Genomic DNA, 20,959 nt, shown 5'->3' with positions numbered 1-20,959 from the left:
TCAGCCTTCCTGGGCCGCCGCGCACACCGCGCGGCAGATACGGGCCACATCCGCGTCGCCCGTGACGAACGGCGGCATCACATAGATCAGGTCCCGGAACGGCCTCACCCACACGCCCTCGCGCACCGCCGCCCGGGTGGCCGCGGCCACGTCGACCTCGTGGTCCAGCTGGACCACGCCGATGGCCCCGAGCACGCGTACGTCCCGCACGCCGGGGATGCCCGCCGCGGCGGCCAGGCCCTCGCGCAGCCCCGCCTCGATCCGCTTGACCTCCAGCGCCCAGTCCTGGCCGAGCAGCAGTTCCACGGAGGCCAGCGCCACGGCCGTGGCCAGCGGGTTCCCCATGAAGGTCGGCCCGTGCGCGAGCACCGGCACCTCGCCCTGGGAGATCCCGTCGGCGACCCGCGCCGTGCACAGGGTCGCCGCCAGCGTCAGGTAGCCGCCGGTCAGGGACTTGCCCAGGCACATCACGTCCGGGGTGATCCCCGCGTGGTCGGCCGCGAAGAGCGCGCCGGTCCGGCCGAAGCCGGTGGCGATCTCGTCCAGGATCAGCAGGACCCCGTACTCGTCGCACAGCTCGCGCAGCACCCGCAGGTGGCCCGGGTGGTGGAAGCGCATGCCGCCCGCGCCCTGCACCACCGGCTCCACGATCACGGCGGCCAGCTCGTCCGCGTGCGCGGCGATCTTGTCGCGCAGGTGGTCGGCGTACGCGGGATCCACCGGCGTGTCGAAGCCGCCGGGAGGGGCGTCCGCGAAGACCTGCCGCGGCAGGTGACCCTGCCACAGCTCGTGCATGCCGCCCTCGGGATCGCAGACGGCCATGGGCTGCCAGGTGTCCCCGTGGTAGCCGCCGCGCCAGGTCAGCAGCCTGGTCTTGCCGGTGTACCCCAGGGAACGCCAGTACTGCAGGCACATCTTGACGGCGACCTCGACGGAGACCGAACCGGAGTCGGCCAGGAAGACGTGCTCCAGTCCCGGCGGGGTGATCTCGACGAGCTTCGCGGCGAGCCGGACGGCGGGCTCATGGGTGAGCCCGCCGAACATCACGTGCGACATGCGCCCGAGCTGCGCGGTCACGGCCTCGTTGAGCACCGGGTGGTTGTAGCCGTGGATGGCCGACCACCAGGAGGACATGCCGTCGACCAGCTCGTCGTGGCCCTGCCCCTGCGCGGGGTCGGCGAGCCTGAGGCGCACCCCCGAGGCGGAGGCGACGACCAGCGGCTCCTGCCGTCCGGGCATCGGGCCGTACGGGTGCCAGACGTGCTGCCGGTCCAGCGCGAGCAGGTCCGCGCCGGCCGGCAGCGGGTACGGCTGGTCAGGCATTGGGCGCGATGTCCGTCCCCGCGCCGCGGCGGCGTACCGCCACCAGGTCCGACCGCAGCGCGCCGGGCTCGGCCTGCGCCGGCTGCGCCGCCACCGCCGCGGGCTCCGCGTGCGCGTGCCCGGAGCAGCCGCCGCACGCCGACCCGCAGCCCGCGGCGTCCCCGGCCGCGTCCGAGGACGCGCCCGCGCCCGAACCGCACAGCGAGGCACCGCCCTTGGAACCGCAGCCGCCGCCGGCCGGGGCCGCGTCCGCCACGTCGGAGCGGTGCGCGGGGAGGGTCGTCGTACCGGCGCCCTCCACCTCGAAACCGGCGTCCGCGATCATGTCGAGGTCGGCCTGGCCGGCCTGGCCCTCGCTGGTGAGGTAGTCACCCAGGAAGATCGAGTTGACGATGTTCAGCGCCAGCGGCTGCATCGAGCGCAGGTGCACCTCGCGCCCGCCCGCCAGCCGCACCTCGACGTCGGGGCAGACGAACCGCGCCATCGCCAGGATCCGCAGGCAGCGCTGCGGGGTGAGGTTCCACTCCTTGGCCAGCGGGGTGCCCTCGAAGGGGATCAGGAAGTTGACCGGCACGGAGTCGGCGTCCAGCTCGCGCAGCGAGAAGACCACGTCGACGAGGTCCTCGTCGGTCTCACCCATGCCCGCGATCAGGCCCGAGCAGGCCGACAGGCCCGCCGCGTGCGCCTTCTCCACGGTGTCCACGCGGTCGGCGTAGGTGTGGGTCTTGGTGATCTGGCCGTAGGTGGCCTCGGAGGTGTTCAGGTTGTGGTTGTAGGCGTCGGCGCCCGCATCGCGCAGCTTCTCCGCCTGGCCGTCCGAGAGCAGACCGAGGCAGGCGCACACCTCGATGCCCTCGTTCTGCTCCTTGATCGCCTCGATCGTCCTGCCGACGCGCTCCACGTCACGGTCCGTCGGGCCGCGGCCGCTCGCCACCAGGCAGACCCGCTTCGCGCCGCCCGCGACACCGGCGGCGGCCGCCTGGGAGGCCTCCTCCGGCTTGAGCCACGTGTACTTGAGGATCTCGGCCTTCGAGCCCAGGCGCTGGGAACAGTAGGAACAGTCCTCCGGGCACAGGCCCGACTTCAGGTTGACCAGGTAGTTCAGCTTGACCCGACGCCCGAACCACTGACGGCGCACCTTGCCGGCCGCGGCCACCACGTCGAGCAGTTCGTCGTCGGAAGTCGCCAGTACGGCGAGCGCCTCTTCGCGGGTCGGCAGCTCGCGCCGCAGCCCCTTGTCCACCAGGGTGTTCAGCAGGTCCATGGAGCAGATCCTGTCCCACGGGACCCATCCCGGCCAAGGAGAGATTGAACAACATGGCCGGATGGGTGTGTGTGTATCACCACACCTGGCGGACAAGTCGCGGCGGCTAGGGTCGGGCAGGTCTGTGGACTGCCGACAAAACACGAGGACACGCCGATGCCCCAGCACACTCCCGACCCAGCGGACGTCTTCGCCTGGATCGACGCCGCGGAACGCGCTCGGGAGCAGGCCGGACTGGTCCGCACGCTGCGCCCCCGGCCGCCGGTGTCGCCGCTGCTGGACCTCGCGAGCAACGACTACCTCGGCCTGTCCCGGCACCCCGCGACGGTCCGCGGGGCGCAGGAGGCGGCCGAGCGCTGGGGCGCCGGGGCCACCGGCTCCCGTCTCGTCACCGGCACCACCGAACTGCACGCGGAACTGGAGCGGGAGCTCGCCGCCTTCTGCGGGTTCGAGGCCGCCCTCGTCCTGTCCTCGGGATACGCGGCCAACCTCGCCGCCGTCACCGCGCTCAGCGACCGGGGCACGCTCGTCGTCTCCGACGCCGGCAACCACGCCTCCATCGTCGACGGCTGCCGGCTCTCGCGCGCCGGGACCGCGGTGGTCCCGCACTCCGACCCGGACACCGCGCGCAAGACGCTCGCCGCGCACGAGGGCCGGGCCCTGCTGGTCAGCGACTCGGTGTTCTCCGTGGACGGGGACGCCGCCCCGCTCGCCGAGTACGCGGCCGCCTGCCGTGACGAGGGCGCGGCCCTGCTCGTGGACGACGCCCACGGCCTGGGCGTACTGGGCGAGGGCGGCCGCGGCGCGCTGCACGCCGCCGGGCTCGCAGGCGCGCCCTACGCGGTCGCCACCCTGACGCTGTCGAAGTCGCTGGGGAGCCAGGGCGGTGCCGTGCTCGGCCCGGCCAAGGTGATCAGGCACCTGGTCAACACGGCGCGCACCTTCATCTTCGACACCGGGCTGGCCCCGGCCGCCGCGGGCGCGGCCCTGGCGAGCCTGCGCCTGCTCCGGCGCGAGCCGGAGCGCGCCGACCGCGCCCGCGAGGTGGCCGACCGGCTGTACGGGCGGCTCACCGCGTCCGGCCTGACCGCGGCCCGGCCGGACGCGGCCGTGGTGTCGGTGCGGGCCCCGTCGGCCCCGGCGGCACTGCGCTGGGCCGCCGACTGCCGCGAGGCCGGTCTGTCCGTTGGGTGCTTCCGCCCGCCGTCGGTGCCGGACGGCATCTCCCGGCTGCGGCTGACCGCCCGGGCCGACCTCACGGGGGACGAGATCGATCGGGCGGTCACGACGATCCTCGCGACCGCGCCCGCCGGGGCCACGGACCGCCGGGACTAGACCGACGCGTACGCGTCGGCGTCCGCCCGTACGGAGGCGAGGAAGCCGTCCCAGGCCGGCCCGGTGAAGAGCACGGCCGGGCCGTCCGTCCGCTTGGAGTCGCGGACGGCCAGCAGGCCGTCGCCGAGGACGGCCGCTTCCACGCAGTTGTTCATTCCGGTGCTGCGGCTGCTGCGCCGCCACCGCGCAGTTCTGATCAGAAGTCCGCCGGTGCTTAAGGGGGTTGCGGACACGGGGGTGCCTCCTCTACGCGTCGTCAGCGAGTGAGCCGATGAGTTCCGAAGAGTCCTGGGGCGGCAGGGCGTGCGCCTGGATGGTGCGGAACGCGGCGCCGTACGCCTCTAGGTCTTCCTTCCGCTCCAGATAGAGGCTACTCGTCAAATGGTCGAGTACCACCACATCCAGATCGGCGATGTTCGTAAATGAGAAAATGACGAACGGTCCTGTGAGGCCGAGATGGCCACCCACGCTGAACGGCAGCACCTGGAGGTTCACTTGGGGCAGGCGGGCCACCCGGACCAGATGCCGGAGCTGCTCCGCCATCACCCCGGGCCCGCCGATCTGCCGGCGCAGCACCGCCTCGTCCAGCACCGCGCTCAGCTCCAGCGGAGGATCGGCCCGCAGGACCGCCTGCCGGGCCAGCCGTACGTCGACCAGCGCGTCCACCTTCGGCTCCGGCAGCCCGCCGAGCGCGGCCCGGGTCACGGCCCGCGCGTAGTCGGGGGTCTGCAACAGCCCCGGCACCACGGACAGTTCCACGGTACGGGCCGAGCGGGCCCCCGCCTCCAGGCTGATGAAGTCCCGGTACTCCTGCGGCAGGAGCCCCCGGTAGTCGTGCCACCACTGGCGTCCCCGGCCGGTGTCGCCGCCGGGACCGGGGCCGGCGGCTGAGGCGGAGAGGGCCTCCAGCAGCGCTCGCTGCTGGGGGCTCACGACCTCGCCGTAGGCGTCGAGGAGCAGCCGGATGTCCTCCGGTTTCACGCCGCTGCGACCCGTCTCGATACGGCTGATTTTCGACTGGTGCCATCCCACTATCCGGGCGGCCTCACCACTGGTGAGTCCGGACCGGTCACGCAGGGCACGCAGTTCCTCGCCGAGCTTGCGCCGGCGCACCGCGGGACCGTGCTGCACACCCGCCTCCTTCCACCGGCACAGGTCGCACCAGTCTGCCGTCCAAATACGCTCTTCCGTAGCAGAGTTCACCGCATCGGGCGACAGATATATGCAGATCTTTGGGGAAACCCTGATGCGGAGGCAGGATGGGTGGCACTCTGGCGTCCAGCACAGATCCGGGGCGTTGCCGCTCCGGTGGGAAAGGGACGTCGCCATGGCAGACCACCAGGAAGCATCCGTCACTCTGCCGAGCGATCCCGCCTCGGTGGCCGCTGCCCGACGCTACGTCGCGGAGGTCCTGTGTGAATGGGGACTGCCCGATGACGCCGAGACCGCGGACAGCGTCCGGCTGATCGTCTCGGAGCTCGCCACCAACGCCGTACAGCACACTTTCGGCCAGTCGCCCACCTTCACCGTGGACATCCGCCTGGAGCGCGAGGAATGGCTGCGGGTCGGGGTGACCGACAGCCACCCGCGCTGGCCCAGGCGGCTTCCGGCCGCCGTCCAGCAGGACAACGGCCGCGGGATGGTCATCATCCGCTGGCTCGCCGTGGAGGCGGGGGGCCGGCTCTCGGTCACCCCCACCGAGGACGGCGGAAAGACGGTGTGGATCGCGCTGCCCTGGACCGCGGGCGCGCCGGCCGCGGCCGCCGGGGGCTGCTGACCGCTGCCCGGAGCACCGCCGGCCCCCCTGAACGCCGGCCCCTCCTGAACGCCGGCCCCCCCTGAACGCCGGCCCCCCCTGGGCGCCGGACGACGCTGAGCGCCGGACGACCCCGGACGCCGGGCGGCCCCCATCGGGCCCCCGGCGTTTTCCGTATACGGAAGTCGCGGCCGGGGGACGGCGGACCCGAACCGGGTGCCTTCCCGAAACGTGGGTTAACTCTGCGGAAAAGTGCGGCCCTTAGCGTGGCGGTCACGTGCGACCACCAATGATCACCCATGAGCCGGTAAAGCTGCGGTGGGCGGAACGGAAAGCCTTCCTCTGCGTTGGGCAAGAGACGCTTGGGTCGGAAATGCGCAGGTCAACAGAGTGTTGAACGCCGCTAAGGTCACCTCGGCGCGAAGTCGATCTTGTCCCGGAAGCTTGGTGATACGAGTGCAACTGACACCGCACGAACAGGAGCGACTGCTCATCCACGTGGCCGCGGACGTGGCCGAGAAGCGGAGGGCGCGGGGAGTGCGCCTCAACCACCCCGAGGCGGTGGCGCTGATCACCTCCCACATCCTCGAAGGGGCCCGCGACGGCCGGACGGTGGCCGAGCTCATGGCCTCCGGCCGCACCGTGCTGAGCCGCGCGGACGTCATGGAGGGGATTCCCGAGATGATCCACGACGTGCAGGTCGAGGCGACCTTCCCGGACGGCACCAAACTCGTCACGGTCCACGACCCCATCGTCTGACAAGGAGTACCCCGCATGATCCCCGGCGAAATCGCCTTCGGGGAGGGCCCGGTACTGCTCAACGAGGGCCGCCCCGTCACCCGTCTCACCGTGCTCAACTCCGCCGACCGGCCCGTCCAGGTCGGCTCCCACTACCACTTCGCCGAGGCCAACCCCGGCCTCGACTTCGACCGCGCCGCGGCCCACGGGCTCCGGCTCAACATCGCCGCCGGCACGGCCGTCCGCTTCGAGCCGGGCATCCCGGCGTCGGTGGAACTGGTTCCGCTGGCGGGGCTGCGCACCGTACCGGGACTGCGCGGCGAGACCGGAGGGCCGCTCGATGGCTGAGATCTCCCGCCGGGTGTACGCCGACCTGTTCGGACCGACGACCGGCGACCGGATCCGGCTCGCCGACACCGACCTCTTCGTCGAGATCGAGCAGGACCTCGGCGGCGGCCCCGGCCGCTCCGGCGACGAAGCCGTCTTCGGCGGCGGCAAGGTCATCCGCGAATCCATGGGCCAGGCCCGCACCACCCGGGCCGAGGGCGCACCCGACACCGTGATCACCGGCGTCGTGATCCTCGACCACTGGGGCATCGTCAAGGCCGACCTCGGCATCCGCGACGGCAGGATCTGCGGCATCGGCAAGGCCGGCAACCCCGACACCATGGACGGCGTCGATCCCGCGCTCGTCATCGGCCCGGAGACCGAGATCATCGCGGGCAACGGGAAGATCGTCACCGCCGGCGCCATCGACGCGCACGTGCACTTCATCTCCCCGACCGTCATCGACGAGGCCCTCGCCTCCGGGATCACCACCCTGGTCGGCGGCGGCACGGGACCGGCCGAGGGCACCAAGGCCACCACCGTCACCCCCGGACCCTGGCACCTGGCCCGCATGTTCGCGGCGCTGGAGGCCTACCCGGTCAACATCGGCCTCCTCGGCAAGGGCAACACCACCTCCCGCGAGGCCATGCACTCCCAGCTGCGCGGCGGAGCCCTCGGATTCAAGATCCACGAGGACTGGGGGGCCACCCCCGCCGCCATCGACGCCTGCCTGAGCGTCTGCGACGAGACCGGCGCCCAGGTCGCCATCCACACCGACACCCTCAACGAGGCCGGCTTCGTCGCCGACACCCTCGCGGCCATCGCCGGGCGGACCATCCACTCGTACCACACCGAGGGCGCGGGCGGCGGGCACGCACCCGACATCATCACCGTGGTCTCCGAGCCGAACATCCTGCCCAGCTCCACCAACCCCACCCGGCCGCACACCGTCAACACCGTCGAGGAGCACCTCGACATGCTGATGGTCTGCCACCACCTCAACCCCGCCGTCCCGGAGGACCTCGCCTTCGCCGAGTCCCGCATCCGGCCCTCGACGATCGCCGCCGAGGACGTCCTGCACGACCTCGGCGCCATCTCCATCATCTCCTCCGACTCCCAGGCCATGGGCCGCGTCGGCGAGGTCGTGCTGCGCACCTGGCAGACCGCCCACGTGATGAAGCGGCGCCGCGGCTTCCTCCCCGGCGACGGGCCGGCCGACAACCACCGGGCCCGCCGCTACGTCGCCAAGTACACGATCAACCCCGCCGTGGCCCAGGGCATCGCCCGCGACGTCGGCTCGGTCGAGACCGGGAAACTCGCCGACCTGGTGCTGTGGAACCCCGCCTTCTTCGGGGTCAAGCCCGAGCTCGTCATCAAGGGCGGCCAGATCGCCTACGCCCAGATGGGCGACGCCAACGCCTCCATCCCCACCCCGCAGCCCGTCCTGCCCCGGCCGATGTTCGGCAGCCACGGCCGCGCGCCCGGCCTGAACTCGCTGAACTTCACCGCGCAGGCGGCGCTCGACGACGGCCTGCCCGAACGGCTCGGACTCGGCAAGCGGTTCGCCGCCATAGAGACCACGCGGAAGGTGACCAAGGCGGACATGCGCAACAACGACGCCATGCCGCGGGTCGAGGTCGACGCCGACACCTTCACCGTCACCATCGACGGCGAAGCGATCGAACCGGCGCCCGCCGCGGAACTGCCCATGGCCCAGCGCTACTTCCTCTTCTGATGGGCCGCGACACATGAGCCTCGCCGCGCTGCTCGTCCTCGCGGACGGCCGGTTCCCCGCCGGCGGCCACGCCCACTCCGGCGGCGCCGAGGCCGCCTGCAAGGCCGGCCGGATCCACGACGCCGCCACCCTGGAGGACTTCTGCCGGGGCCGGCTGCACACCGCCGGGCTCACCGCGGCGGCCCTCGCGGCGGCGGCCGCCGCCGGACTCGACCCGGCCGTGCTCGACGCCGCGGCCGACGCCCGCACCCCGTCGCCCGCGCTGCGCACCGCGGCGCGGCGGCTGGGCCGCCAGCTGCTCCGGGCCGCGCGGGCCACCTGGCCCGACCCCGGACTGGAGCGGCTGGCCGCCGCGTTCCCGCGCGGCGCCCACCAGCCCGTGGTGCTCGGCCTCACCGCCCGGGCGGCCGGGCTCGGGCCGCTGGACGCCGCGCACGTGGCGGCGTACGAGAGCGTCGGCGGACCGGCGACCGCCACCGTACGGCTGCTGGGCCTGGACCCCTTCGAGGCGAGCGGGGTGCTGGCCCGGCTCGCCCCCGAGCTCGACGGCATCGCGGCCCGCGCCGCCGAGGCGGCCCACCAGGCCCTGCGGGACGGGGTGGACGCCCTGCCCGCGGCCTCCTCGCCCCTGCTGGAGATCACGGCCGAGGTCCATGCCGACTGGCCGGTCCGCCTGTTCGCCTCCTGACCGCACCCCCTACCCCTTCGACCACCGGGAGCACCCCATGCACCTCGACCACGCCGTCGCCCACACCCACCGGCACACCCACAGCGCCGCACCGCTGCGCGCCGACGGCACCCGGCGGGCCCTGCGCATCGGACTGGGCGGACCCGTCGGCTCCGGCAAGACCGCCACCGTCGCCGCCCTGTGCCGCGCCCTGCGCACCGAGCTGTCCATGGCCGTGGTCACCAACGACATCTACACCCGCGAGGACGCCGAGTTCCTGCTGCGCGAAGCGGTCCTGCCGCCGGAGCGGATCACCGCCGTCGAGACCGGAGCCTGCCCGCACACCGCCATCCGCGACGACATCTCCGCCAACCTGGAGGCCGTCGAAGAACTGGAGGAGGCCTTCCGCGAGCACGCCCCGCTCGACCTGGTCCTCGTCGAGTCCGGCGGGGACAACCTCACCGCCACCTTCTCCCGGGGCCTCGTCGACGCCCAGATCTTCGTCATCGACGTGGCGGGCGGCGACGACATCCCGCGCAAGGGCGGGCCCGGCGTCACCACCGCCGACCTCCTCATCGTCAACAAGACCGACCTCGCCCCCCACGTCGGCTCCGACCTCGACCGGATGGCCCGCGACGCCGCCGCGCAGCGCGGCGACCTGCCCGTCGCCTTCCAGTCCCTGCGCGGCCCCGAGGGCGTGGCCCCGGTCGCCGCCTGGGTCCGCGAGCGGATCGCCGCCTGGGTCGTACGGTGACCACCGCGCCCGCCGTTCCCCCGCCGGCCGCGGGAGTGCGGGCCACCGCCCGCATCCACGCCGTGGCCGACGGGCGGGGCGGGACCGCGCTGCCCCTGCTGGCCGGGGAGGGCCCGCTCGCCCTGCGGCGGACCCGCGGCCGCGAGGCCGAGGCCGGGGTCGTGCTCGTCGGCGCGATGAGCGCCCCGCTGGGCGGCGACCACCTCACGGTCCGCGCCACCGTCGGCCCCGCGGCCCGGCTGGCCCTGACCTCGGCGGCGGCCACCCTGGCCCTGCCCGGCCGGGCGGGCGAGCCGGCCCGTTACGACGTGGAGCTGGACCTGGAGGACGGCGCCGCGCTGCGCTGGCTGCCGGAGCAGCTCGTCTCGGTCCGCGGGAGCGACCTCCGGGTGCGCACCCGGGTCCGGCTGGCCCCCACCGCCCGCCTGCTGCTGCGCGAGGAGCAGGTGCTGGGGCGCCACGGGGAGCAGCCCGGCCTGCTCCGCAGCCGCCTCACCGTCACCCGCGGCGGCCGGCCCCTGCTGGACCAGGAGCTCGCCTGCGGTCCCGGCGCCCCCGGTGGCTGGGACGGCCCGGCCGGCCTGGCCGGACACCGGGCCGTCGGCCAGCTCCTCGTCGTGGACCCGGCCTTCGCCGAGGACCCGCCGCCGCCCGCGGTGCTGGGGGAGTGCGCCGTCGCGACACCCCTGGCCGGTCCGGCCGTCCTGGTGACGGCCCTGGCCGGGGACGCCCTCCGGCTGCGCGAGGTCCTCGACGAGGCCTGCCGCGCCTACCACCGCTGAACGCCGGACGAATCGGGCACCGCTCAGCGGTACTCGCCTGTCCGGTTATCGGCTTGGCAAAGAAGTCGACAGCACCCTGTCGCCGGGACGGGAGCAGGCGACAGGATCCCCCTGCACGCCGACGACCGCAGCGGCCAACCCGGCCGCCCACGGCGGCATTTGACGCAGGGGGAACAACCACGTGATACGCAACGCGGCGCTGGGGAGCGCCGCCACACTGATCACCGGCGCGCTGGCCGCGGGCCTGCTGCTCGCCCCGCCGGCCGCCGCGGCCCCGGCCGACCAGGACTTCCGGCTCCCGGAGGCGCTGGGCGTGCAGATCGCCGCCGCCCGCGCCGCCCGCACCGGCATCGACTGGAAGGACTGCCCGGCCGACTGGGGCCTGGAGAAGCCCATCCAGTGCGGCTGGGTGAAGGTACCGCTGGACTACGCGAAGCCGTACGGCAAGACCATCGACATCGCCGTCGACCGGATCGGCAGCACCGGAACCAAGGAGGAGCGCCAGGGCGCCCTCGTCTACAACCCCGGTGGCCCGGGCGGTTCCGGCATGCGCTTCCCGCGCCGCGTCACCACCAAGAGCCCGCTGTGGGTCAACGCCTCCAAGGCCTACGACTTCGTGGGCTTCGACCCGCGCGGTGTCGGCCATTCCGCACCCATCTCCTGCATCGACCCGCAGGAGTTCGTGAAGGCCCCCAAGGCCGACCCGGTCCCGGACAGCGAGGCCGACAAGCGCGCCCAGCGCAAGCTCGCCGCCGAGTACGCGGACGGCTGCAAGGAGCGCAGCGGCGAGATGCTGCCGCACATGACCACGCCGAACACCGCGCGCGACCTCGACGTGGTCCGGTCCGCCCTCGGCGAGAAGAAGCTGAACTACCTCGGCGTCTCCTACGGCACCTACCTGGGCGGGGTCTACGCGACCCTCTTCCCGACCCACGTGCGCCGCATGATCGTCGACAGCGTGGTGGACCCCTCGCAGGACAACATCTGGTACGAGGCCAACCTCGGCCAGGACGTCGCCTTCCAGATGCGCTGGAACGACTGGCAGGACTGGGTCGCCAAGAACGACGCCGTCTTCCACCTCGGCGACACCCGCGCCAAGGTCGACGCCAAGTGGCAGGAGCTGCGCGGCAAGGCCAAGGCCAACCCGCTCGGCGGGATCGTCGGCCCGGCCGAGCTGATCGGCTTCTTCCAGAGCGCTCCGTACTACGACTCCTCCTGGGTGCCCGTCGCCCAGACCTTCGCGGCCTGGGCGGCCGGCGACGAGCAGGCGCTCATCGACGCCATCGCCCCGGACATGTCGGACACCAAGGGCAACGCGTCGGCCGAGAACAGCAACGCCGTCTACACCGCCGTCGAGTGCGCCGACGCGAAGTGGCCCACCAGCTGGAACAAGTGGGACCGGGACAACACCAAGCTGCACGAGAAGTACCCGTTCCTGACCTGGTCGAACGCGTGGATGAACCTGCCGTGCGCGACCTGGAGGTCCAAGCAGAGCACCCCGATCGAGGTCGGAGCCAAGCGCGGCCTGCCCCCGGTCCTGATCGTCCAGTCCGAGCGGGACGCGGCCACCCCGTACAAGGGCGCCGTCGAGCTGCACCGCCGGCTCGCCGGCTCGCGCCTGATCACCGAGCAGAACGCCGGCTCGCACGGCGTCACCAGCCTGGTGAACAGCTGCGTCAACACCCGTGTGGACACCTACCTGCTCACCGGCAAGGTCGATGCCAAGGACGTGACGTGCGCCCCGCACGCCACCCCGGTCGCCCCGCCCGCGGCGGCCGCCCGTTCGCTGGACGCGGCCCCGGCCGCGCTCCCGGCGCTCGAGGAGCTGCCCGCCGTCCGTTGAGGACGGTGACGCGGGCCGCCCCGCGTGACCCGTGAAGCGGGAGAAGGCTCAGCGCGTCGTGCGCCGGGCCTTCTTCCGCGCTTCCTCCTCCTCGGCCTTCACCTCGGCCGCGTACCGGTCGACGTACTCCTGGCCGGACAGCCCGAGGATCGCGTACATGATCTCGTCGGTGACCGCACGCAGGACGGCGCGCTCGCGCTCCATCCCGGCGTACCGGGAGAAGTCCAGCGGCTCACCGAAGCGGATCGTCACCCGCCGGATGTTCGGGATCTTCTGGCCGGGAGGCTGGATCTCGAAGGTGCCCACCATCGCGCAGGGGATGACGGGCACCCCGGCGCCCAGGGCCATCGCGGCCACTCCCACCTTGCCCTTGTACAGCCGGCCGTCGTGCGAGCGCGTGCCCTCCGGGTAGATGCCCAGCAGCTCGCCCTTGGCGAGGACTCCCAGCCCTTCGCGCAGGGCCGCCTGGCCGGCGTCCTTGCCGGACCGGTCCACGGGGATCTGCCCGGCGCTGCGGAAGAACGCGGCCGTGAGCCTGCCCTTGAGCCCGGGGCCGGTGAAGTATTCGGCCTTCGCCAGGAAGGTGATCCGCCGGGCCAGGATCGCCGGCATCAGGAAGTGGTCGGAGAACGACAGGTGATTGCCCGCGACGATCGCGGCGCCCTCCGCCGGAATGTTCTCCAGGCCCTCGATCCGCGGCCGGAACAGCAGCCGCAGCAGCGGGCCGAGGAACACGTGCTTGAGCAAGTGGTAGAACACCAGGCCGCTCCTGTCGGTATCCCGTCGTCACGGCCATTTTACGGACGGTGAGCCCCGGGATGGAGGGGGCGGCGGTGACCTTCCTCAGGCATTGCGCGAGGCGGCCATCCCCGCGGTCAGCAGCCCCAGCACCACCCAGCCGAACCACAGCCAGCCGTTGCTGCCGAGGACCACCGAGTACGTGGCGACGGCCACCAGTGCGGCGAAGGTCATCACTGCCATCGCCTTAACGGATCCGGTCATGCCCCATGGTGGCGCGCCGGGACGGGATCGCGCTACTGGCCACGCGCTTGGAGCGAGGCGAGATACGCGTTGTACGCCTCCAGCTCCTGGTCCCCGTTGCGGTCCGCGGCCCGGTCGGAGCGCTTCGCGGCCCGCTGCTCCGAGTGGTACCACTGGTAGATCAGGGCGATCAGGACCAGCACGGAGGGGATCTCGCTGAACGCCCAGGCGATGCCGCCGCCCCACTGCTGGTCGAGCAGCGGATCGATGCCGAGGGAGGCCGGCGGGTTCGCGTAGGTCTTGATCATCGGCTGGCTCGCCATCATCAGGGCGATGCCGAAGAACGCGTGGAAGGGCATGCCCGCGAAGAGCTCCAGCATCCGCATGACGTAGCCCGGACGGTGCGGACCGGGGTCGATGCCCATGATCGGCCAGAAGAAGATCATGCCGACCGCGAAGAAGTGGACCATCATCGAGATGTGCCCGGCGCGGCTCTCCATCAGGAAGTCGAAGAGCGGGGTGAAGTACAGCGCGTAGAGGCTCGCGATGAACATCGGGATCGTGAAGGCCGGGTGCGTGATCACCCTCATGTACCGGCTGTGCAGCAGCGCCAGCAGCAGCTCGCGCGGCCCCTTGCGCCCGCGGGCGGCGGGCGGCAGCGCGCGCAGCGCCAGCGTCACCGGCGCGCCCAGCAGCACCAGGATCGGGGTGATCATGCTGATCACCATGTGCTGGACCATGTGCACGCTGAACATGACCATGCCGTAGTCGTTCAGCTTGGTGCACATCACCAGGAGCACGGTCAGCACGCCCAGCGTGAACGCGATGGTCCGGCCCAGCGGCCAGGAGTCCCCGCGCCGGCGCAGCCGCAGCACGCCCCACCCGTACAGGGCGAGCCCGAGCAGGGAGCCGAACAGGAAGAACGCGTCGAAGGAGAACTCCAGCCCGCGCCCGAGAGTGAACGGCGGCAAGTCCATGTGCATGTCCATGCCGTGCCCGCTGTGGTCCATCTGTTCACTCCCTCGACTGTGCTGCCCCACCACACTAGTGCCGCCCCCGTACGCTCGTGCGCGCGGGGGCGGCCCAGGACAAAAGGGGCGTCGGAAAGGTGTGTCGGAGACCGGCGGGAGAACGGTCAGAGAACGGTCTGGGCCTCGTCGTAGCGCTCGGCCGGGACGGTCTTCAGGGTCGAGGTCGCCTCGGCGAGCGGCACCATCTCGATGTCGGTGCCGCGCAGCGCGGTCAGCATGCCGAACTCGCCCCGGTGCGCCGCCTCCACCGCGTGCCACCCGAAGCGGGTCGCGAGGACCCGGTCGTACGCGGTGGGTGTGCCGCCGCGCTGGACGTGGCCCAGGATCACCGGCCGGGCCTCCTTGCCCAGGCGGTTCTCCAGCTCGACGGCCAGCAGGTTGCCGATGCCGGCGAACCGCTCGTGGCCGTAGATGTCCTTGCCGCGCTCCTCGAAGGCCATCGAGCCGGGCTTCGGCTTGGCGCCCTCGGCGACCACGACGATGGCGAACCGCTTGCCCGCGGAGAAGCGCTCGCCGACGATCGCCGTCAGCTCGTCTATGTCGAAGGGGCGTTCCGGTACGACGATCGCGTGCGCGCCGGCCGCCATGCCCGAGTGCAGGGCGATCCAGCCGGTGTGGCGGCCCATGACCTCGACGACCATCACGCGCTGGTGGGACTCGGCGGTGGTCTTCAGCCGGTCCAGCGCCTCCGTGGCGACCCCGACGGCGGTGTCGAAGCCGAAGGTGACGTCGGTGGAGGCGATGTCGTTGTCGATGGTCTTCGGGACGCCGACGATCGGCAGACCGGCCTGCGAGAGCAGGTTCGCGGCCTTCAGGGTGCCCTCGCCGCCGATCGGGATGATCGCGTCGAGCCCGAGGTCGGCGACGTGCCCGCGGGCCCGCTCGACGCCGTCGCGCAGGTGCTCGGGCTGGACCCGGGAGGAGCCGAGGATGGTGCCGCCGCGGGCGAGGATGCCGGCGACGGCATCGAGGTCGAGCTTGCGGTAGTCCGCCTCCAGCAGGCCCTTCCAGCCGTCGTGGAAGCCGATCACCTCGTCGCCGTGGTCGACGACGGCACGGTGTACGACGGAGCGGATGACGGCGTTGAGGCCGGGGCAGTCGCCACCGGACGTGAGCACACCTATGCGCATGGCAGAAGAGACCTTTGCAACGTGGGCCGGCGACCGGACCACGTCGTCCGGTTGGAACTACGGCCACCCTACAAGCGGTTTAGCAGTGCACTGAACCATCCTCCACATGCTGGTCGCACCCTTCGTGCAAAACGACGTCGGCCCGGTTCCCCCAAGGGAAAACCGGGCCGAACACATGATGCGGGGGCCGCCCTGATGAGCGGTTTTCGCGGGTGCTACGCGGGCTGCGTGGCGGCCGCGATGCGCTCCGCGCGGAGCGCCTCGTACCACCGGTCGTCTATGGCCGGCAGCGCGTTCACGTCGAGGGCCAGCTTCAGCAGCAGGTCCGCGATCTGCGGGTTGCGGGCCATCACGGGACCGTGCATGTAGGTGCCGAACACCGTGTCGTTGTACGCGCCTTCGGTGCCGTCGCCGGTGCCGTTGCCGCGGCCCATGGTCACCCGGGCGAACGGCTTGGCGGTCGGGCCGAGGTGGGTGACGCCCTGGTGGTTCTCGAAGCCCGTCAGCTGCGGCAGGCCCAGGCGCGGGTCGATGTCGGCGAGGACGTCGCCGACGCACCGCTCGCCCTCACCGCGCACGGTGACGACGTCCAGCAGGCCGAGGCCCTCCTGGCGCTGGCCCTGGTCGTTGACGAACTCCTTGCCGAGGATCTGGTAGCCGGCGCAGACGGAGAAGACGATCGCGCCGTTCGAGACGGCACGCTCCAGACCGCCGTCGCGCAGCAGCCGCTCCGCCGCCAGGCGCTGCGGCCGGTCCTCGCCGCCGCCGATCAGGTAGATGTCGCCCGAGGTGGGGATGGGCTGGTCGCTGCGCACGTCCACGCGCTGCACGTCCAGGCCGCGCTGGCGGGCCCGGCGCTCCACGACGAGGGCGTTGCCCTGGTCTCCGTACGTGCTGAGCAGGTCGGGGTAGACCCACACCAGACGCAGGCTGTTGTCGCTCATGCTCTTGTGTCCTCTGGGGGTATGAGTACTAGTTGCCGACGCGGCGGCGCACGTCCTGGAAGGCGGTGTAGTTGGCGATCAGCTCGATCTGTCCGGGCGGCGCGAGCTGCACGGCCTCGTCGAGGCTCTCGCACACCCGGAAGTCCAGGCCCGCGACCTCCAGGCGGACCGCGAGGTCCAGCTTGCGGTCGCCGATCACGAAGATCGGGTGGCCGGCCAGGCGCGGGTAGTCGACGTCCCACAGCCAGGAGGTGTCGGTCCCGTCGGCGCCGCGCGCGTTCACGGAGAGGATCACCGGGGTCGGCGGCGGGTCGATCAGCGAAAACGTTTCGAGCCAGCCGGCGGGGTTCTTCGCGAGCAGGAGGCGCAGCTCGCGGCCCTGGAAGTTGACCACGTCGTAGCGGCCGGCGACGGCCTGCACCTGGTACATCCGCTCCAGCGCGACCTGCGGCGGGACGCCGAAGACGGCGGCCACGGCGGCCGAGGTGGCGGCGTTGGCCTTGTTGGCGCGGCCGGGCAGCTGGAGGTGGATCGGCCAGGCCGAGCCGTGCGGGTCCAGGACGTGGTCGCCGGAGAGCACCCAGGTCGGGATCGGGCGCCGGAAGCCGCACTCGCCGCAGAACCAGTCGTCGCCCGGGCGCTGCATGACACCGCCGCAGGAGGGGCACGACCAGGCGTCGTCCTTCCACTCCTGGCCGGCCGCGACCCACACCACGTTCTGCGAGGAGGAGGCGGACCAGACGATCAGCGGGTCGTCGCAGTTGGCGACGATGACCGCCTTGGAGCCCTGGAGGCCCTCGCGCCACTTCTCCGCGAGCATGCGGGTCTCGGCGGCGCGGTCCAGCTGGTCGCGGGAGAGGTTGAGCAGGGCGATCACCTTGGGGGTGACGTCCCGGGCCACTCCGGCCAGGTACTTCTCGTCGACCTCGATGACGCCGTACTTGGCGTCCGAGCCGCCGGCGAGCGCCGAGGTGATGCCCGCCGGCATGTTGGCGCCGAGGGCGTTGGAGACGACCGGACCGCTGGCCCGCAGGGCCTCGGCGATCAGCCGGGTCGTCGTGGTCTTGCCGTTCGTCGCGGAGACGAGGACGACGTCGAGGTGTTGCGCCAGCGCGCCGAGAAGATCGGGGTCGAGCCTGAGTGCGACCTTGCCACCGATCACCGATCCGCTTCCGCGTCCCGCGGCCCGCGACACCGCCGCCGCGGCCTTGCCCGCCGTCACGGCCAGCTTGGCCCGCGGCGAAAGCGGCTCCGTGTTGCCTGCCATCGTCCCTTGTCCTCCTAGCGTCGGTCGGCCCCAGCCTATCCAGTACCTGCCGCAGCCTTGACCGCGGCGCCCCCGCCCCGCCGCGGATCTCCTCATATAGTCGCCCGTCGTAGGCTTGGCGCCATGCGACAGCGCCTGATCCCCGGTACCACCGGTCTCGTCCGCACCATGAGCCTGCTGGGTGACCCGGTGCTCCACTCTCCCTGCCCGGAGGTCACCGAATTCGGCCCCGCCCTCGACCGGCTGATCGAGGACATGTTCGCGACGATGTACGCGGCCGAGGGGGTCGGCCTCGCCGCGAACCAGATCGGTGTCGCCCAGCGGGTGTTCGTCTACGACTGTCCCGATGACGAAGACGTACGGCACGTCGGGCACATCGTCAACCCGCGGCTGGTGACGGCCGACGGGGACGAGTTCCTCGGACCCGAGGGCTGCCTGTCCCTGCCGGGGCTGGAGGCGGGCACGGCCCGCTTCGACCACGCGGTGGTGGAGGGGGTCACCTCGGACGGCGCTCCCGTACGGGTCTCCGGTACGGGGTTCTTCGCGCGCTGCCTCCAGCACGAGTGCGACCACCTCGACGGGACCGTGTACGCGGACCGTGTGACGGGGATGCGGGCCCGTCGCCTGCGGCGGGCGATCGCGAAGACGTCCTGGGGAGCCGAGTCGCTGCGCGGCTAGGCGGATCACTTCCGGGGTGGCCCCGTTGCCCCTCCGGGAACCGGGCTCCGCCCGGACCCGCGCCTCAAACGCCGGCGAGGCTGGGGATGGGACCCCGCGCCTCAAACGCCGGCGAGGCTGGAGTTGCTCCGGCGAGGCTGGAGTTGCTCCGGCGGGGCTGAAGGTGACCGGTGGGGGCGGAGGGGTCAGAAGCCCGGGCCGTCCTTGCGGTTGCCGGCGGTGGCGAGGCGGCCCCAGAGGAGGTCGGTGAGGGCCGCGACCAGGTCCGCGCGGTCGCAGGGGCGTTCGCCGAGCCACCAGTCGCCGGCCGCGTGCATCATGCCGACGATGCCGTGGCCCCAGACCCGGGCCAGCCGCTCGCCGTCGGAGCCGAGGTCCACCCGCTCGCTGATGACCTGGGCCAGTTCCTCTCCGAGCCTGCGCAGCAGCGGCGCCGAGTGCAGCCCGACGTCGAAGCCCCGTTCGGCGGTGTGGGAGTCCTCCGCCGGGTGCATCAGGAAGCGGTAGACCTGCGGGCGGGCCTCGATGGCGGCCAGATAGGTGTCCAGGGTCGCCTCCACCCGCCGGCGGCGCTCCGCGGGGGCGTCGAGCGCGGCCCGGAGCGAGTCGAGCAGGGCATCGGTGTGCCGGACGGCGAGGGCCTGGTAGAGGCCCGCCTTGTCCCCGAAGTGCCGGTAGAGGATGGGCTTGGTGATGCCGGCCTCGGCCGCGATGGCGTTCATGGAGGCCTTGGGGCCGTCCCTGAGCACGACCCGGTCGGCGGCTTCGAGCAGTTCCCGCCGGCGGCGTTCGGCCGCTCCCGGTTCGCCCGTCTGCTGCGTGGTCTCCATGACGTGTTCTCTCCCCGCCCTTGCGATGTGCGTGACGCACACGCAACGTAACACCCGAGGCACCCCGGCGATCGAATCGGCGGACACCGACTGCGGGCTCTGGGCGGCATCGCTCGTGCTTGACAGTGCTTACTCGTCGGTAACAGACTGTGGCCCTCGCGTGGGTTACCGCTAGTAACCTCCGGAGCGACGAGTGCGGACAGGTGGAGGGAACATGGCGGAGTTCACCATGGAGCTGAACGACGACCAGAAGCAGGTGCGGGACTGGATCCACGGCTTCGCGGCCGACGTGATGCGACCCGCCGCCGCGGAATGGGACGAGCGCGAAGAGACTCCGTGGCCCGTCATCCAGGAGGCCGCCAAGGTCGGCATCTACTCCCTGGACTTCTACGCCCAGCAGTTCTTCGACCCGACCGGACTCGGCATCCCGATGGCCATGGAGGAGCTCTTCTGGGGCGACGCCGGCATCGCGCTGTCCATCGTCGGCACCGGGCTCGCGGCGATCGGCGTCGTGGCCAACGGCACCGAGGAGCAGATCGGCACCTGGATCCCCCAGATGTACGGCACCCCCGACGACGTGAAGGTGGCCGCCTTCTGCTCCTCCGAGCCGGACGCCGGCTCCGACGTCGGCTCGATGCGCACCCGCGCGGTGTACGACCAGGCCAAGGACGAGTGGGTGCTCAACGGCACCAAGACCTGGGCCACCAACGGCGGTATCGCCAACGTCCACATCGTCGTGGCCGTCGTCGACCCGGCGCTGGGCACCAAGGGCCACGCGTCCTTCATCGTGCCGCCGGGCACGCCCGGGCTGTCCCAGGGCCAGAAGTTCAAGAAGCACGGCATCCGCGCCTCCCACACCGCGGAGGTGGTGCTGGAGGACGTGCGGATCCCCGGCAACTGCCTGCTCGGCGGCAAGGAGAAGCTGGACGAGCGCCTCGCCCGGGCCCACGAGCGCGCCCGCAGCGGCGGGGGCGAGCGGGTCAAGAACGCGGCGATGGCCACCTTCGAGGCCTCCCGGCCGGCCGTCGGCGCGATGGCCGTGGGCACCGCGCGCGCCGCGTACGAGGTCGCCCTCGACTACGCGAAGACCCGTACGCAGTTCGGCCGCCCGATCATCGACAACCAGGGCGTGGCCTTCCAGCTCGCCGACATGCGCACGCAGATCGACGCCGCCCGGCTGCTGGTGTGGCGGGCGTCGTGGATGGCGGTGGCGGGACGGCCGTTCGAATCGGCCGAGGGCTCGATGTCCAAGCTCTTCGCGAGCGAGGTCTCCAAGAAGGTGACCGCCCAGGCCGTCCAGATCCTCGGCGGCAACGGCTACACCCGCGAATACCCGGTCGAGCGGATGCACCGGGACAGCGCGATCTACACCATCTTCGAGGGCACCAGCGAGATCCAGCGGCTGGTGATCGCGCGCACGATCTCCGGCATGCCGATCCGCTAGGCGCTGCCTCGGCGGAGGGGGGTGGGGGGGGGGGGGGCCCCCCCCCCCCCCCCGGCGGCCGCGGCCGCGGCGGGGGGGGGGGGGGGGGCGCCCTCCCCGGTCATCACACCCCCCCCCGTTGGTCTTCCGT

At 72.3% G+C, this 20,959-nt stretch carries 22 protein-coding genes; 11 read left to right on the top strand and 11 right to left on the bottom strand.

Annotated features, from left to right (window positions below):
• A complete protein-coding gene (locus AB0O53_RS31545) occupies positions 1–1,323 on the bottom strand; it encodes an adenosylmethionine--8-amino-7-oxononanoate transaminase (protein WP_365200154.1) in 1,323 nt (440 codons plus the stop codon).
• Complete coding sequence (gene bioB / locus AB0O53_RS31540) at positions 1,316–2,587, bottom strand: biotin synthase BioB (RefSeq protein ID WP_365200152.1); 1,272 nt, start codon at positions 2,585–2,587, stop codon at positions 1,316–1,318. Before bioB ends, AB0O53_RS31545 begins: the two co-directional genes overlap by 8 nt.
• 156 nt (positions 2,588–2,743) lie before the next feature.
• Here bioB and AB0O53_RS31535 point away from each other — a divergent pair, with 156 nt between their 5' ends.
• A complete protein-coding gene (locus tag AB0O53_RS31535; protein ID WP_365200149.1) occupies positions 2,744–3,922 on the top strand; it encodes an 8-amino-7-oxononanoate synthase in 1,179 nt (392 codons plus the stop codon).
• On the opposite strand, the gene AB0O53_RS31530 is transcribed toward AB0O53_RS31535, so the two are convergent.
• On the bottom strand, positions 3,919–4,155 hold the full coding sequence (locus tag AB0O53_RS31530) for a DUF397 domain-containing protein (RefSeq protein ID WP_350990772.1): 237 nt from the start codon (positions 4,153–4,155) through the stop codon (positions 3,919–3,921). The genes AB0O53_RS31535 and AB0O53_RS31530 overlap by 4 nt on opposite strands.
• Positions 4,156–4,168: 13 nt before the next feature.
• Positions 4,169–5,053, bottom strand: coding sequence for a helix-turn-helix domain-containing protein (locus AB0O53_RS31525; RefSeq protein ID WP_365200146.1), 885 nt, complete (start codon positions 5,051–5,053; stop codon positions 4,169–4,171).
• 196 nt (positions 5,054–5,249) lie between these two features.
• On the opposite strand from AB0O53_RS31525, the gene AB0O53_RS31520 reads away from it, so the two are divergent.
• The 8 genes from AB0O53_RS31520 (at position 5,250) to AB0O53_RS31485 (ending at position 12,524) form a co-directional block, all read left to right on the top strand.
• On the top strand, positions 5,250–5,699 hold the full coding sequence (locus tag AB0O53_RS31520; protein ID WP_350990774.1) for an ATP-binding protein: 450 nt from the start codon (positions 5,250–5,252) through the stop codon (positions 5,697–5,699).
• Between the two features lie 435 nt (positions 5,700–6,134).
• Positions 6,135–6,437 carry an urease subunit gamma gene (locus AB0O53_RS31515; RefSeq protein ID WP_030660405.1) on the top strand — a complete coding sequence of 101 codons (303 nt, stop codon included), beginning with the start codon at positions 6,135–6,137 and terminating at the stop codon, positions 6,435–6,437.
• 15 nt (positions 6,438–6,452) lie between these two features.
• Complete coding sequence (locus tag AB0O53_RS31510) at positions 6,453–6,764, top strand: urease subunit beta (RefSeq protein WP_030660408.1); 312 nt, start codon at positions 6,453–6,455, stop codon at positions 6,762–6,764.
• The gene (locus AB0O53_RS31505; protein ID WP_365200141.1) at positions 6,757–8,478 is read left to right on the top strand and encodes an urease subunit alpha; all 1,722 of its coding nucleotides are present in this window, start codon (positions 6,757–6,759) and stop codon (positions 8,476–8,478) included. Before AB0O53_RS31510 ends, AB0O53_RS31505 begins: the two co-directional genes overlap by 8 nt.
• 13 nt (positions 8,479–8,491) lie before the next feature.
• Positions 8,492–9,166 (top strand): urease accessory protein UreF, encoded by a 675-nt coding sequence (locus tag AB0O53_RS31500; RefSeq protein ID WP_350990777.1) that lies wholly within the window; start codon positions 8,492–8,494, stop codon positions 9,164–9,166.
• Positions 9,167–9,203: 37 nt separating this feature from the next.
• Positions 9,204–9,899: an urease accessory protein UreG gene (gene ureG / locus AB0O53_RS31495; protein ID WP_350990779.1), complete on the top strand. Its 696-nt coding sequence runs from the start codon at positions 9,204–9,206 to the stop codon at positions 9,897–9,899.
• Positions 9,896–10,681, top strand: coding sequence for an urease accessory protein UreD (locus AB0O53_RS31490; RefSeq protein ID WP_365200137.1), 786 nt, complete (start codon positions 9,896–9,898; stop codon positions 10,679–10,681). The genes ureG and AB0O53_RS31490 overlap by 4 nt, the downstream gene beginning before the upstream one ends.
• 181 nt (positions 10,682–10,862) lie before the next feature.
• Complete coding sequence (locus AB0O53_RS31485; protein WP_350990782.1) at positions 10,863–12,524, top strand: alpha/beta hydrolase; 1,662 nt, start codon at positions 10,863–10,865, stop codon at positions 12,522–12,524.
• A 48-nt stretch (positions 12,525–12,572) separates the two neighbouring features.
• Here the strand turns inward: AB0O53_RS31485 and AB0O53_RS31480 are convergent, their stop codons facing one another.
• The 6 genes from AB0O53_RS31480 to AB0O53_RS31455 form a co-directional block, all read right to left on the bottom strand.
• Positions 12,573–13,283: a lysophospholipid acyltransferase family protein gene (locus tag AB0O53_RS31480; RefSeq protein ID WP_350990784.1), complete on the bottom strand. Its 711-nt coding sequence runs from the start codon at positions 13,281–13,283 to the stop codon at positions 12,573–12,575.
• Between the two features lie 84 nt (positions 13,284–13,367).
• On the bottom strand, positions 13,368–13,526 hold the full coding sequence (locus tag AB0O53_RS31475; protein WP_031150049.1) for a hypothetical protein: 159 nt from the start codon (positions 13,524–13,526) through the stop codon (positions 13,368–13,370).
• Positions 13,527–13,558: 32 nt separating this feature from the next.
• Positions 13,559–14,515 (bottom strand): cytochrome c oxidase assembly protein, encoded by a 957-nt coding sequence (locus AB0O53_RS31470; protein ID WP_350990786.1) that lies wholly within the window; start codon positions 14,513–14,515, stop codon positions 13,559–13,561.
• Positions 14,516–14,640: 125 nt separating this feature from the next.
• Positions 14,641–15,666: a 6-phosphofructokinase gene (locus tag AB0O53_RS31465; protein WP_350990788.1), complete on the bottom strand. Its 1,026-nt coding sequence runs from the start codon at positions 15,664–15,666 to the stop codon at positions 14,641–14,643.
• A gap of 215 nt (positions 15,667–15,881) precedes the next feature.
• Positions 15,882–16,610: a type 1 glutamine amidotransferase gene (locus tag AB0O53_RS31460; protein ID WP_030660438.1), complete on the bottom strand. Its 729-nt coding sequence runs from the start codon at positions 16,608–16,610 to the stop codon at positions 15,882–15,884.
• 28 nt (positions 16,611–16,638) lie between these two features.
• Positions 16,639–17,877: a MurT ligase domain-containing protein gene (locus AB0O53_RS31455; RefSeq protein ID WP_350990792.1), complete on the bottom strand. Its 1,239-nt coding sequence runs from the start codon at positions 17,875–17,877 to the stop codon at positions 16,639–16,641.
• 123 nt (positions 17,878–18,000) lie between these two features.
• Here AB0O53_RS31455 and def point away from each other — a divergent pair, with 123 nt between their 5' ends.
• Positions 18,001–18,555, top strand: a complete 555-nt coding sequence (gene def / locus AB0O53_RS31450) for a peptide deformylase (RefSeq protein ID WP_350990794.1) — start codon at positions 18,001–18,003, stop codon at positions 18,553–18,555.
• A gap of 185 nt (positions 18,556–18,740) precedes the next feature.
• On the opposite strand, the gene AB0O53_RS31445 is transcribed toward def, so the two are convergent.
• Entirely contained in the window at positions 18,741–19,385 is a 645-nt protein-coding gene (locus AB0O53_RS31445; protein WP_350990796.1) for a TetR/AcrR family transcriptional regulator, read from the bottom strand.
• Between the two features lie 214 nt (positions 19,386–19,599).
• On the opposite strand from AB0O53_RS31445, the gene AB0O53_RS31440 reads away from it, so the two are divergent.
• Positions 19,600–20,829 carry an acyl-CoA dehydrogenase family protein gene (locus tag AB0O53_RS31440; protein WP_031150059.1) on the top strand — a complete coding sequence of 410 codons (1,230 nt, stop codon included), beginning with the start codon at positions 19,600–19,602 and terminating at the stop codon, positions 20,827–20,829.
• The last annotated feature ends 130 nt before the right edge of the window (positions 20,830–20,959 follow it).

The organism is Streptomyces erythrochromogenes, assembly GCF_040684695.1.
GTDB classification, from domain to species: Bacteria; Actinomycetota; Actinomycetes; order Streptomycetales; family Streptomycetaceae; genus Streptomyces; species Streptomyces erythrochromogenes_C.
The sequence above is the reverse complement of the archived record's forward strand: the minus strand, read 5'-3'. Positions and strand labels throughout refer to the sequence as shown.

Bases quoted from the DNA above. Each gene is read 5' to 3' on its own strand.
- AB0O53_RS31440 (WP_031150059.1), top strand. From the start codon at position 19,600: ATGGCGGAGTTCACCATGGAGCTGAACGACGACCAGAAGCAGGTGCGG.
- AB0O53_RS31520 (WP_350990774.1), top strand. From the start codon at position 5,250: ATGGCAGACCACCAGGAAGCATCCGTCACTCTGCCGAGCGATCCCGCC.
- AB0O53_RS31460 (WP_030660438.1), bottom strand. From the start codon at position 16,610: ATGAGCGACAACAGCCTGCGTCTGGTGTGGGTCTACCCCGACCTGCTC.
- AB0O53_RS31465 (WP_350990788.1), bottom strand. From the start codon at position 15,666: ATGCGCATAGGTGTGCTCACGTCCGGTGGCGACTGCCCCGGCCTCAAC.
- AB0O53_RS31535 (WP_365200149.1), top strand. From the start codon at position 2,744: ATGCCCCAGCACACTCCCGACCCAGCGGACGTCTTCGCCTGGATCGAC.
- ureG (WP_350990779.1), top strand. From the start codon at position 9,204: ATGCACCTCGACCACGCCGTCGCCCACACCCACCGGCACACCCACAGC.
- AB0O53_RS31455 (WP_350990792.1), bottom strand. From the start codon at position 17,877: ATGGCAGGCAACACGGAGCCGCTTTCGCCGCGGGCCAAGCTGGCCGTG.
- AB0O53_RS31470 (WP_350990786.1), bottom strand. From the start codon at position 14,515: ATGGACCACAGCGGGCACGGCATGGACATGCACATGGACTTGCCGCCG.
- AB0O53_RS31500 (WP_350990777.1), top strand. From the start codon at position 8,492: ATGAGCCTCGCCGCGCTGCTCGTCCTCGCGGACGGCCGGTTCCCCGCC.
- AB0O53_RS31445 (WP_350990796.1), bottom strand. From the start codon at position 19,385: ATGGAGACCACGCAGCAGACGGGCGAACCGGGAGCGGCCGAACGCCGC.
- def (WP_350990794.1), top strand. From the start codon at position 18,001: ATGCGACAGCGCCTGATCCCCGGTACCACCGGTCTCGTCCGCACCATG.
- AB0O53_RS31510 (WP_030660408.1), top strand. From the start codon at position 6,453: ATGATCCCCGGCGAAATCGCCTTCGGGGAGGGCCCGGTACTGCTCAAC.
- AB0O53_RS31505 (WP_365200141.1), top strand. From the start codon at position 6,757: ATGGCTGAGATCTCCCGCCGGGTGTACGCCGACCTGTTCGGACCGACG.
- AB0O53_RS31475 (WP_031150049.1), bottom strand. From the start codon at position 13,526: ATGACCGGATCCGTTAAGGCGATGGCAGTGATGACCTTCGCCGCACTG.
- bioB (WP_365200152.1), bottom strand. From the start codon at position 2,587: ATGGACCTGCTGAACACCCTGGTGGACAAGGGGCTGCGGCGCGAGCTG.
- AB0O53_RS31545 (WP_365200154.1), bottom strand. From the start codon at position 1,323: ATGCCTGACCAGCCGTACCCGCTGCCGGCCGGCGCGGACCTGCTCGCG.